We start from the raw sequence: 12,118 nt of genomic DNA, 5'->3' as shown, positions 1-12,118 counted from the left end.
ATCTGGCGTTGACTTTTGGCACGCTGTTGAGTTCTCAAGGAACGGTCGCTTCCTTTGTACTCACCCTCTCGGGCTTTCCTCCGGGCTTCCCTTCGGTGTTTCCAACCTTACCAGATCCGTTTTCCGTTCCGTTCCCGGTCGGAATTCATTTCCAGTGGCCGTTGGAAGGCCTTTGCCTATTCGATTGCCTTCCGGCTCTCTTTCGGCGTTTCCGACTTTATCAGAAGTTCTTGGCCAGTCTGACCGGCCACTCGTTTCTGAATAAATCGGAGGGTGGCTTCGATGTTCGGAGATAACTCTCCGTTATGAAGCAGATCGATTCTAACGATCAGCCCTGAACTTGTCCAGTTCTAGGCAACTGTTTGAATCTACCTCCCCGCCGGACCTGTGTCAACGGGTCTTCCGGGGCGAAGAGGAGACTAGCAGCTCACGGGGGGTCTCCGCACATCAGGCGGCCGTTGGGACGAACGCGCTGCGCTCGGACTCCTCGAGGTCGCCCGTCTCGCCGGCACGTGCGGCACGGCCGCCGAGGACAAAAACGTAGACGAGGAAGGCCAGCTCAGCGACGACTCCGATGCCGATCCGGGCCCAGGTGGGCAGGCCGGACGGGGTGACGAAGCCTTCGATGGCGCCGGAGACGAACAGGACGAGGGCCAGCCCGATCGCCATGCCCACGGCGGCACGGCCCTCTTCGGCGAGGGCGTTGCGGCGGCTGCGCGGGCCCGGGTCGATGACGGTCCAGCCGAGGCGGAGCCCGGTACCCGCGGCGACGAAGACCGCGGTGAGTTCGAGCAGCCCGTGCGGGAGGACCAGGCCCAGGAAGGCGTCGAGACGGCCGGCCGAGGACATCAGGCCGAAGCCGACGCCCAGGTTGAGCATGTTCTCCAAGAGGATGTAGAGCACCGGGAGCCCGAGGAAGACGCCCAGGACCAGACACATCGCGGCGGCCTGGGCGTTGTTCGTCCACACCTGGGCGGCGAACGAAGCCGCGGGATGGCTGGAGTAGTAGGTCTCGTACTCGCCGCCGGGCCGGGTCAGTTCGCGGAGCTGGCTGGGGGCGGCGATCGTCGACTGCACGTCCGGGTGGGTGCCGATCCACCAGCCCAGAAGGATCGCGACGGCGGTGGATATGAGCGCGGTGGGGACCCACCAGTGCCGGGACCGGTAGACGGCGGCTGGAAATCCCTGCCCGAGGAAGCGGGCGACATCGCGCCAGGAGGCGCGGCGGGTTCCTGTGACAGCGCCCCGCGCGCGTGCCACGAGTTGACTGAGGCGTCCGACGAGCTGTGGGTCGGGTGCGCTGGACTGGATGAGGGAGAGGTGCGTGGCGGTGCGCTGGTAGAGGGCGACGAGTTCGTCGGCTTCGGCGCCGTTGAGGCGCCGCTGGCGGCGGAGGAGCACGTCGAGGCGGTCCCACTCGGCTCGGTGTGCCGAGACGAAGACGTCGAGGTCCATCGGGTCTGCCTGCTCCTCGGCTGGTCGTCGACTGCCTGTATTAGCTGTCAGCTTGTCGTACTGCGGCGCGATGCGCTCTCAGCTTGGCAGACTTGCGCTGTACGGGGCAGACCAGGGGAAGGCGGCGGGCGTGAGTGAGCTGGTAACGGGTGAGGCGGTGGCCCTCGAACTGCGTCCCGCGAGGCTGCCCAGCAGGGCACTGGCCGTACTGCTCGACCTGGTCGTGGCCATCACCGTGTACATCGGTGTGTCCATAGGCCTGGTGGCGGCCACGGCCTCGCTGGACGAGGCCGCACAGATCGCGGTGTCGCTCGCGGCCTTCCTGTTGGTGCTGGTGGGCGGGCCGATAGCGGTGGAGACCCTGAGCCATGGGCGCTCGCTCGGGAAGATGGCCTGCGGACTGCGCGTGGTGCGCGATGACGGCGGGCCCATCCGTTTCCGGCACGCGCTGGTGCGTGGTGCTCTCGGCGTCGTCGAGATTCTCATGACGTTCGGGGTCGTCGCCTGTATCGCCTCGCTGGTCTCGGCGCGTGGCCGGCGGCTGGGGGACGTGTTCGCGGGGACTCTGGTCGTACGTGAGCGGGTGCCGGTCGGGCAGGCCCGCTTCATTCCGCCGCCTCCGCCCTGGTTGGCGGGACGTTTCACCGAGCTGGACCTGTCGGCCGTTCCGGACGGGTTGTGGCTTGCCGTCCGGCAGTACCTGACGCGGATGCAGCAGCTCGATCCGCAGGTCTCCTGGGCGATGGCCGAGCAGCTCGCGACCGACCTCGCGGCCCGGACGGGGACTCCGGCGCCGCAGGGCATTCCGCCGGCGGCGTATCTGGCGGCGGTGGCGCAGGAGCGGCAGGCGCGTGAGGCCCGGCGGGCCTTCGTCGGCCAGGCTCCCTCCGAATCCGGCGCGCCGAACGCGTACGCCCCGCCGGCACCCGGCATTCCCTATGGCTACGGCTACGGCGACCCCTCGGTACCGGGTGCGCCCCACGGCTACGCTCCCCCGATGCCGGGCACACCCCACGAGTACGTTCCCCCGATGCCGGGCACACCCCATGGCTACGCTCCCCCGGTGCCGGCTGCGCCGAACAGCTACGCCCCGCCGGTGCCTCAGGCGCCCGCGCCTCCCTATGGGCCCGGCCCGGCGGCACCGGCCTTGACGTATCCCCCGTCGGTGGAGCAGCCCCCGGCTCCCACGTCCGCCACGCCTCCAGCGACCGAACGGCCCGCCACCGGGTTCGTCCCGCCGGCTTAGGCGCGAACCCGGCCCCGCGCCGGGTCAGTCGTCGAAGACGGAAGGTGGCGACCGCAGGTCCTCCAGCTCGATTCCGGGTGCCGCCAGGACCACGTCGCCGGCGAGGTGCACGGTGTGCTGTTCTCCCGTGTCCAGGGCTGTGACCTGGTATTCGTCCACGGTCAGAGGGCCGTTGTCAGTGGCGTGTGCTTCGCTTTTCACCAAGGCCCAGGACTGGTCCACGGTGCGCGGGGCGAGGACCGGGTCCGTGAAGGCCACGAGGCGTACGCGGGTCGCGGCGGCGGAAGGGGTGCGGCGCAGAAGACGGGCGGTGGCGACCAGAAACGCGGGGGACGTGCCGGTGAAGGCGTGGGCGCGCACATGGCCTTCGGTGGCATGAGCGCCGGTGGGGTCCGTGCGGACCCAGGTGACGCCGTCGAGGGCGGCGCCGCGCACCCGCCAGCTCCCGGCGTGGAGTTCGAGGCGGATGGGGCGGCCGAGGTCGTCGAGGGCGAGATCGACCGAGCCGCCGTGGTCACCGGAGGGGGTGGTCACCTGGGAGACATAACGCCAGCCGGAGGGGCCGGGGGCGCACTGGAAGTGTTCTTCGCCGAGGGGGGTGTGATCGTGCGGATCGTGGAGCGAATAACGGCCGCGGGGCATGGGGGTCCTGGGTCTTGGCGGGCTGCGGGTCCGGGGGGCCGGTCCTGCGGTACGGCCGCGAGGGTAGGTCGGCGGACCAAAGGGGCAGGCCCCCGACACGGGGGTGCGGGGGCCTGCCTCGATGGACCGGAGCGCCTGCCTCCGGGAAAGCTCGTCAGTGCGCTGGCGTGCTCTCCCGGTGGGCGGGCCGCGGACTCAGCTGAGGCATCTCAGTGGCGGTGCCTCAACAGCGGTACCTGAGTAGCAGTGACTCAGTAGCGGTAGTGGTCCGACTTGTACGGGCCCTCGACCTTCACGCCGATGTACGAGGCCTGCTCGGGGCGCAGCGTCGTGAGCTTCACGCCGAGTGCGTCCAGGTGCAGACGGGCGACCTTCTCGTCGAGGTGCTTGGGCAGCGTGTAGACGCCGACCGGGTACTCGTCGGGCTTGGTGAACAGCTCGATCTGGGCCAGGGTCTGGTCCGCGAAGGAGTTGGACATCACGAACGACGGGTGACCGGTGGCGTTGCCCAGGTTCAGCAGGCGGCCCTCGGAGAGGACGATGATCACCTTGCCGTCGGGGAACTTCCAGGTGTGGACCTGCGGCTTGACCTCGTCCTTGACGATGCCGGGGATCTTGGCGAGGCCGGCCATGTCGATCTCGTTGTCGAAGTGGCCGATGTTGCCGACGATGGCCTGGTGCTTCATCTTGGCCATGTCCGAGGCCATGATGATGTCCTTGTTGCCGGTCGTGGTGACGAAGATGTCGGCCTTGTCGATGACCTCGTCGAGGGTCGTGACCTGGTAGCCGTCCATCGCCGCCTGGAGCGCGCAGATCGGGTCGATCTCGGTGACGATCACGCGGGCGCCCTGTCCGCGCAGGGACTCCGCGCAGCCCTTGCCCACGTCGCCGTAGCCGCAGACGACCACGGTCTTGCCGCCGATCAGGACGTCGGTGGCGCGGTTGATGCCGTCGATCAGGGAGTGGCGGCAGCCGTACTTGTTGTCGAACTTCGACTTGGTGACGGCGTCGTTGACGTTGATCGCCGGGAACAGGAGCTCGCCGTCGCGCTGCATCTCGTACAGGCGGTGGACGCCGGTCGTGGTCTCCTCGGTCACGCCGCGGATCTCGGAGGCCAGCTGGGTCCACTTCTGCGAGCCGTCCGTGATGGTGCGGTGCAGGAGTTCGAGGATGACGCGGTGCTCGTCGGACTCGGCGGTGTCGACGGACGGCACCTTGCCGTCCTTCTCGTACTCGACGCCCTTGTGGACGAGGAGGGTGGCGTCACCACCGTCGTCCAGGATCATGTTCGGGCCGCCGGTGGGGGTGTTCGGCCAGGTCAGCGCCTGCTCCGTGCACCACCAGTACTCCTCCAGCGTCTCGCCCTTCCAGGCGAAGACGGGGACGCCCTGCGGGTTGTCCGGCGTGCCGTTCGGGCCGACGGCGATGGCGGCGGCCGCGTGGTCCTGGGTGGAGAAGATGTTGCAGGACGCCCAGCGGACCTCGGCGCCGAGGGCGACCAGGGTCTCGATCAGGACGGCGGTCTGCACGGTCATGTGCAGGGAGCCGGTGACGCGGGCGCCGGCCAGCGGCTGCGCGTCGGCGTACTCCCTGCGAATCGCCATCAGGCCGGGCATCTCGTGCTCGGCGAGGGTGATCTCCTTGCGGCCGAAGTCGGCCAGGGAGAGGTCGGCGACCTTGAAGTCCTGTCGGTTGTCGACAGTCGTCATTGCGAGCTGCTCCTCGGTATCGGGTCGAGGGTGGGTACGGCTGGTCTGCGCGGCGGCGGACACAGGGGTGCCCGAGAAGAGGACACAGGCATGCCCGCGTGCGCGCAGCGCAGTCCGTCGGAGGCCCTCTCTCCCTCGGCCGGCCCGCATGGGGCCGCCCGACCGCCATCAGCAGCGACGTCTGGCTTCGTCCCAAGCTACACCGGTGTGGCGGGGCGTCCCCAGTCCGCCTCCGAACAGTTCACGCCGTTCGAGGGGGTGGGCGCGGTCGGCGGGGTGGGATGTGAAGAGGTGATGAGGGTCTCGACGAGGGGGTGCGCAGGAACGAGCGGGAGGGGATCAACCAGGACTTTCGCGCCTTTGGGCAGGGGTGGGGGTGTTGCAGGATGCAGGGAGATCGGGAGTTCCGGTCGAGCGCGCGGGGCGTCCGGGACGGCGTTTCGTGTGACGAAGGCGTTAGGAGATCGACGTGACCAGTCCGGCCGGCCCTCCCCCCACGGGCAGCCACGGTGACGAGCCGAGGAAGGTGAAGCTGCTGGCGGTGACCGCATGCCCGACGGGTATCGCGCACACCTACATGGCAGCCGAGAAGCTCGCGCAGGCCGCTCAGAGCCGCGGTGTCGAGATGAAGGTGGAGACACAAGGGTCCATCGGGGCCGAGAACATCCTGGATGACAACGATGTCAGAAGCGCGGACGGTGTCATCGTCGCCGCGGACAAGGACGTGGACCTGGCTCGCTTCGCGGGCAAGCGGGTGCTCAAGGTCGGGGTGGCCGAGGGGATCCGGCATCCCGAGCAGCTGATCGAACGGGTTCAGTCGGCGCCCGTGCACCAGCCCGGGGGTACGGCCACGGAGCCGGTGGCAGGCGGCGGCAGGGAACGGAGCGTTGCCTACAAGGCGCTGATGAACGGGGTCAGTTACATGATCCCGTTCGTCGTGGTCGGTGGGCTGCTGATCGCGATATCGCTCTCGCTGGGCGGGAACCCGGACCCCTCGGGCGGGCTCGTCATCCCGAAGGACTCCTTCTGGATGGACGTGAACAACATCGGTGTCATCGGCTTCACGCTGATGGTGCCGATCCTGTCCGGGTACATCGCCTACGCCATCGGGGACCGGCCCGCCCTGGTACCGGGCATGATCGGCGGCTGGATCGCCAACACCGGCTCGCTGTACGACTCGAAGGCGGGCGCGGGGTTCATCGGGGCGATCGTGACCGGGTTCCTGGCCGGATATCTGGTGCTGTGGATCAAGAAGGTCAAGGTCCCGAAGTTCGTCCAGCCGATCATGCCGATCATCGTGATCCCGATCGTGGCGACGACGACGCTGGGACTGTTCTTCATCTACGTGATCGGGAAGCCGATCGCCTGGGTCTTCGAGCATCTGACCAGCTGGCTGAGCGGGATGACGGGCACGAGCGCGATCCTGCTGGGCGCGATCCTGGGCCTGATGATCGCGTTCGACATGGGCGGGCCGGTCAACAAGACGGCATTTCTCTTCGGCGCCGGGTTGATCGCGACCGGCAACCAGACCGTGATGGGCATGTGTGCCGCCGCGATCCCGGTCATGCCGCTGGGCCAGGGGCTGGCCACGCTCCTCCGGAAGCGGTGGTACGACGAGCAGCAGCGGGAGACCGGGCTGGCCTCCCTGTTCATGGGCTGCTTCGGTATCTCGGAGGGCGCGATCCCGTTCGCCGCGGCGCGGCCCGCGCAGGTCATCCCGGCCAACATGCTGGGCGGCGCGGTGGCCGGCGCGATCGCCGGGCTGGCCGGGGTGAAGGACGCGGTGCCGCACGGCGGGCCGATCGTGGCGGTGCTGGGCGCGGTGAGCGGCGTACCGATGTTCTTCGTGGCCGTCGTGATCGGGACGGTGGTGACGGCGCTGACGACCGTGGCGCTGGTCGACCTGAGTATGCGGAAGAGGAGCGGCGAGCCGACGGAGAGCGCGGGCGCCCCCGTCCAGGTACCCGAGTCCGTGCTGGTCGGGGCGGTGGCCGGTGGGGGTGCGGTTCCGGTGGCGGTCGGCGCGGACGGCACGCCCGATCGGACGGCAACCATGGCGACGACGGCAACGGCAACGACAACGACAGCGGCGACGGAGACAGCGGGCGCGGTGGGCACGGGCACGGCAGGCACAGCTGACCGGCCGATGTCCACGAGCGCGGTCGGTGGGCCGGGGGCTCCCGATACGCCGGAGGCGCCGGGTAGGCCGGGTGCGCCGGACACTGCGGGTGCACCGGACACGCCGGATGCATCTCGACGCGACTCGGTCGAGGTGCTCTCCGGGTATCTGACCGAAAAGACCGTCAAGGTCCGGCTCGACGCGGACGGCAAGGAGGACGCGATCCGGGAGATGGCCGGGTTGCTGGCGCGCAGTGGTCGGGTAGCGGATGTCGAGGAGCTGGTGGCTACCGCGCTGCGGCGCGAGGCGCAGGGGACGACCGGGCTCGGCGAGGAGATCGCGATCCCGCATGCCAAGACGGATGCGGTGACCGCGCCGGTCGTCGGGTTCGCGCGGTCGGCGGAGGGCGTCGAGTGGGGCTCGCTGGACGGGACGAAGGCGCGGCTGGTCTTCATGATCGCCGTACCGGAGGCGGCTGCCGGCGACGAGCATCTGCGGATCCTCGCGCTGCTGTCCCGGAAGTTGATGGACGCCGGGTTCCGGGAGCGGCTGCTGGCCACGACGGACGAGCAGGCGGTCCTCGGCGTGCTGAGCGAGGTCGGGTGATCGGGTGATGGCGGGCCCGCCTCCCCAGTCGACGGGGGCGGCGGGCCATGTTCGGCGTGCGCTGGGCCAGAGCTGGAGCCAGAGCTGGAGCTACGGGCCACGAATACGGCCGCGAGCACGGCACAGGCACCGCCAGGGCCACGAGCACGGCGCGGGCACCGGCAACGTCACAGCCACAGCCACAGCCACAGCCACAGCCACAGCCACAGCCACAGCCACAGCCAGTAACAAGTTAGGCCCAGGTGGGCTCAGATGCGGTCGGTGTCCGAGGACGATCGGCATCTGACGGCTGCGGCATCTGACGGCCACGCATACCCGACGACAACCGGCGTTCTACGGCGACGGGCCCGCCCCCCTGTTGCAGGGGGGCGGGCCCGTCGCTGTGGCGGTTCGGGAAGGATCAGTGGCCGGCGGGGTGGGGGGTCGGGCCGCCCGGGGTGGCTTCCGGGTCGGGGCCCTTGGCGGCCTCGGCCTCGTCGTAGATGTCGGGTTCGAGGTAGATCACGCGGGCGATGGGGACCGCGGTGCGGATGCGGGCCTCGGCGGCGTTGATGGCATTGGCGACCTCGGCGGCCGTGTCGTCGTGCTGGACGGCGATCTTGGCGGCGACGAGCAGTTCCTCGGGGCCGAGGTGGAGCGTGCGCATGTGGATGATGCCGGTGACCGTGTCGCCGTCGACGATCGCGGCCTCGATCTTCTTGACCTCTTCGGTGCCCGCGGCCTCGCCGAGGAGAAGGGACTTGGTCTCGGCGGCGAGGACGAGGGCGATCAGGACGAGCAGGACACCGATGCAGACCGTGCCGATGCCGTCCCAGACGCCGTCGCCGGTGAGCAGGGCGATGCCGACGCCGCCGAGGGCGAGGACCAGGCCGATGAGGGCGCCGAAGTCCTCGAGGAGGACGACGGGCAGCTCGGGGGCCTTGGCGCGGCGGATGAACTGCGACCAGGACAGCTTGCCCCGCAGCTGGTTGGACTCCTTGATGGCCGTGCGGAACGAGAAGCCCTCGGCGATGATCGCGAAGACCAGGACACCCACCGGCCAGTACCAGTGTTCGACCTGGTGGGGGTGGCTGATCTTCTCGTAGCCCTCGTAGATGGCGAACATGCCGCCGACCGAGAAGAGGACGATCGAGACGAGGAAGGCGTAGATGTACCGCTCGCGGCCGTAGCCGAAGGGGTGTTGCGGGGTCGCCTCGCGCTGGGCCTTCTTGCCGCCGATGAGCAGCAGGAACTGGTTGCCGGAGTCGGCGACCGAGTGCACGCCCTCGGCGAGCATCGACGAGGAGCCGCTGAACGCGAACGCCACGAACTTCGCTGCCGCGATCGCGAGGTTGGCACCGAGTGCCGCCACGATCGCCCTGTTGCCGCCTGACGCGCTCATGTGTCCGCGATGTCCCTTCTCGCCGTCGTCCGTCTACGCCGTCCAGGCGTGCGCTCGTCTTTGCCCGTGCTTTGCCGGATGGGTCATTCTTGCAGCCCTGCCCGGGAGCGGCTCGTCAGGTATCCACAATCCCGGTACGACAATCAGACCTATCCGGAATCACGGATCCCTCAGACGATCACCGTGGCACGGAAGACCGTGCCCGCGCCCGAGACCTCCGCCTTTTCGCCCGCGGGGACGAACACCGACTGGCCGGGGGTCAACTCCTCTTCGCCCGCCCGGACCGCGCCGGCCGTGCACAGCAGGATCTGCGGGGTCGGCAGGGTCAGGTCGTGGGCGGCGGCACCCTCGGGCAGGACGTACCGGGAGAGCCGGAACTCGTCGATCGGTGTCTCGTAGACCTCTTCGCCGTCCGGGGCGGCCTCGGGCCGCAGCACGCCCGCGTCGCCCGCCTCGAAGCGGACGACACGCAGGAGTTCGGGGACGTCGACGTGCTTGGGGGTCAGGCCGCAGCGCAGCACGTTGTCGGAGTTGGCCATGATCTCGACGCCGAGGCCGTCGAGGTAGGCGTGCGGGATGCCGGCGCCGAGGAAGAGGGCCTCGCCGGGCTGGAGGCGGACGTGGTTGAGGAGCATCGCGGCGATCACGCCGGGGTCGCCCGGGTAGTGGTGGGCGAGGTCGGCGTAGGGCGCGTGGTCGCCGCCGAGGCGGGTGCAGGCGGCGGTGGTCTCGGCGACCGTGTGGGCCATCTCCTCGCGGTCGGCGGTGAGGATCGCGGTGAGGACCTCGCGCAGCGCCGCTTCCTCGGGGCGGGCCCGCAGCAGGTCGACGTACGGCTTGAGGGAGTCGACGCCGAGGGCTTCGAGGAGTTCGGCGGCCTGTTCCGGGGCGCGGAAGCCGCACAGGCCGTCGAACTCGGTGAGCGCGCAGATCAGTTCGGGCTTGTGGTTGGCGTCCTTGTAGTTGCGCTGCGGGGCGTCCACCGGGATCCCGCGCCGCTCCTCGTCCTCGTAACCCTCCCGCGCCTGCTCCAGGTTGGGGTGCACCTGGAGGGAGAGCGGGGCGCCGGCCGCGAGGATCTTGAGCAGGAAGGGCAGCCGCGGACCGAACTTGGCCACGGCCGCGTCGCCCAGCTCGGCCTTCGGGTTCGCGTCGATGACCTGGACGAGTGTGCCGCGCGCGGTGCGCGAGGGAGCGCCCGGGTGCGCGCCCATCCACATCTCCGCCTGCGGCTCGCCGCTCGGCTCCGCCCCGAGCAGCTTCGGGATGGCGGTCGGGGAACCCCAGGCGTAGGGGCGGATGGTGTTGTCGAGGCGGTCCATGACTTCTCTCTGCCGGTTCTCTCTGCGTACGGGGCGGCCAGCGAACAGGGTCGCGTGGGGGCGCGGGGCGCGCCGTACAACGGTGTACGGCGATCCGCGATCCGCGACGGGTCCACAACCACGTACGCCGGTGTACGAGCGCGTACGCCGAGGTACGAGCGCGTGCGCCGGCGTACGGCGGCCGTGTTCACCGCGTGTTTCCCCACCGGTTCGCCTTCGGTACGGCCCTCAGGTCGTCCTTCGTACGGCGGGACCGGTGTCGGTGTCCATCTCAGGCCCCCGATGCGAGCGCCAGGTAAACGGCGGCGAAATCCGTGACGGCGATCAGTTCCGCGAGGGTCTCCAGCTCGTCGCCCTCCTCGGGCTCCAGCTCGCTGACCGGGGTGTCGTGGCCGAGGGCTAGCTCGCGGGCGGCGGGCGCGGCGGTGAGGCCGCCGAGCGGGCGGTCGCGCAGCAGCACCACGTGCGCGTGCAGCGCGGGGGCTTCTTCCACGCGGTCGCGGAAGAAGTCGTCCGGGTCGGCGCTGGCGGCGAGCGGGCCGGCGAGCAGGGCGTGGTGGGCCGCCAACGCCTCGGGGAGTTCGGCGGCCAGGGCGGGGCGGCCGGCCAGTTCGGCGAGGGCGGCGGCGAAGCGGCGGCCCGCGGGGCCGGCCGTGACGCCCTCCGTCCAGACCACCGGGAGCGCGTCGGCGAGGTCCGAGGCGAGGGTCTTGGCGGGGTTGCTGTAGGTCACGATGGCCGGGCCGCACCGCTCGGCGACCCGGTCGAGGCGGTCGGCGACCTTCTCCAGGTCCTCCGGCGGGGCGGTGACCAGGCCGATGCGGTCGAGAAGCACCAACAGCGGGGTGAGCAGCGCCCACAGGACGCCCGGGGAGGAGCCGGCGAGCGGCTCGCCCTGGTCGTACGGGGCCGTCGCCATCGGTACGAACATGCCGTGGGCGCCGGCCACCGCCTCGGCGAGCGGGGTCCCCGCGGGGGCCACGGCGGCGACGGAACAGCCGCGCCGGTAGGCCTGGTCGGCGAGGAGGGACAGGCTGGGTTCGGTGCCGTCCGGGGTGGCGATCAGCAGCAGGTCGACGGAGCCGGCCCAGCCGGGCAGCTCCCAGCGCAGGGCGCCGGCGGCCGGGGCGACACCGGAGGGAGCCAGCCGGATGACGGGGCTGCCGGGGCCGGCCAGCGAGCCGAGGAGGTCGGCGGCGTGGGTGGCGGCGACGCCGGGACCCGCGATCAGGACGGCGCGCGGGCGGCCGTCCGGCTTCAGCTCCTGGACACCCGCCTCGATGGCGTGCCGGGCCGCGGTGCGGACGCGGGCGCCGGCCTCGGCCGCGCCGCGCAGCAGACCTCGGCGGTCTGCCTCGGCGAGGCCCTCCGGCGTGTCGAGCAGCGATTCGTCGAGCATGGGAGCGGCCTCCGGTCGCCGGGGTCCTGGTGCGTTGCGGTCGCGATCGTGGTTGTGGTGCTTACGCGGGGCGGCGGGCCTCGTCGACGAGCAGGACCGGGATGCCGTCGCGGACGGGGTACGCCAGGCCACAGTCCTGGCCGGTGCAGATCAGCTCGGCGTCCTGCTCCTTGAGGGGGGCGTGGCAGGCCGGGCAGGCGAGGATCTCCAGAAGGCCGGCTTCGAGCGGCATGGGGTTT

Annotated in this window: 10 protein-coding genes; 3 read left to right on the top strand and 7 right to left on the bottom strand. The window is 70.4% G+C overall.

Going from position 1 to position 12,118, the window contains the following annotated elements; translation table 11 throughout:
* A partial coding sequence (locus ABZ642_RS41490; protein WP_360495246.1) for a hypothetical protein occupies nt 1-296 on the top strand: 296 nt, incomplete at its 5' end.
* 151 nt (nt 297-447) lie between these two features.
* Here ABZ642_RS41490 and ABZ642_RS41485 read toward each other — a convergent pair.
* Nucleotides 448-1,455, bottom strand: coding sequence for a stage II sporulation protein M (locus ABZ642_RS41485; RefSeq protein WP_360495243.1), 1,008 nt, complete (start codon nt 1,453-1,455; stop codon nt 448-450).
* Nucleotides 1,456-1,585: 130 nt separating this feature from the next.
* Between ABZ642_RS41485 and ABZ642_RS41480 the strand changes: the two genes are divergently transcribed.
* Nucleotides 1,586-2,701, top strand: a complete 1,116-nt coding sequence (locus ABZ642_RS41480) for an RDD family protein (protein ID WP_360495240.1) — start codon at nt 1,586-1,588, stop codon at nt 2,699-2,701.
* A 24-nt stretch (nt 2,702-2,725) separates the two neighbouring features.
* Here ABZ642_RS41480 and ABZ642_RS41475 read toward each other — a convergent pair whose 3' ends face one another.
* Both ABZ642_RS41475 and ahcY read right to left on the bottom strand, forming a co-directional pair.
* Nucleotides 2,726-3,343, bottom strand: coding sequence for a hypothetical protein (locus ABZ642_RS41475; RefSeq protein WP_360495238.1), 618 nt, complete (start codon nt 3,341-3,343; stop codon nt 2,726-2,728).
* A 251-nt stretch (nt 3,344-3,594) separates the two neighbouring features.
* Nucleotides 3,595-5,052, bottom strand: coding sequence for an adenosylhomocysteinase (gene ahcY, locus ABZ642_RS41470; RefSeq protein WP_360495236.1), 1,458 nt, complete (start codon nt 5,050-5,052; stop codon nt 3,595-3,597).
* A gap of 469 nt (nt 5,053-5,521) precedes the next feature.
* On the opposite strand from ahcY, the gene ABZ642_RS41465 reads away from it, so the two are divergent.
* Complete coding sequence (locus tag ABZ642_RS41465) at nt 5,522-7,777, top strand: fructose-specific PTS transporter subunit EIIC (protein ID WP_360495233.1); 2,256 nt, start codon at nt 5,522-5,524, stop codon at nt 7,775-7,777.
* Between the two features lie 400 nt (nt 7,778-8,177).
* On the opposite strand, the gene ABZ642_RS41460 is transcribed toward ABZ642_RS41465, so the two are convergent.
* The 4 genes from ABZ642_RS41460 to ABZ642_RS41445 all read right to left on the bottom strand — a co-directional run bounded on the left by ABZ642_RS41460 (nt 8,178) and on the right by ABZ642_RS41445 (nt 12,111).
* Nucleotides 8,178-9,158, bottom strand: coding sequence for a cation diffusion facilitator family transporter (locus ABZ642_RS41460; protein ID WP_360495230.1), 981 nt, complete (start codon nt 9,156-9,158; stop codon nt 8,178-8,180).
* A gap of 170 nt (nt 9,159-9,328) precedes the next feature.
* Nucleotides 9,329-10,480: a mannose-6-phosphate isomerase, class I gene (gene manA / locus ABZ642_RS41455; RefSeq protein ID WP_360495228.1), complete on the bottom strand. Its 1,152-nt coding sequence runs from the start codon at nt 10,478-10,480 to the stop codon at nt 9,329-9,331.
* Nucleotides 10,481-10,751: 271 nt separating this feature from the next.
* Nucleotides 10,752-11,879 (bottom strand): SIS domain-containing protein, encoded by a 1,128-nt coding sequence (locus tag ABZ642_RS41450; RefSeq protein WP_360495225.1) that lies wholly within the window; start codon nt 11,877-11,879, stop codon nt 10,752-10,754.
* Nucleotides 11,880-11,940: 61 nt separating this feature from the next.
* On the bottom strand, nt 11,941-12,111 hold the full coding sequence (locus ABZ642_RS41445) for a Trm112 family protein (protein WP_020940431.1): 171 nt from the start codon (nt 12,109-12,111) through the stop codon (nt 11,941-11,943).
* Nucleotides 12,112-12,118: the final 7 nt, after the last annotated feature.

Source organism: Streptomyces sp. NPDC007157 (genome assembly GCF_040634235.1).
Lineage (GTDB): Bacteria > Actinomycetota > Actinomycetes > Streptomycetales > Streptomycetaceae > Streptomyces.
Note: the sequence above shows the minus strand (reverse complement) of the source record. Positions and strands in the feature narration are given on the sequence as shown.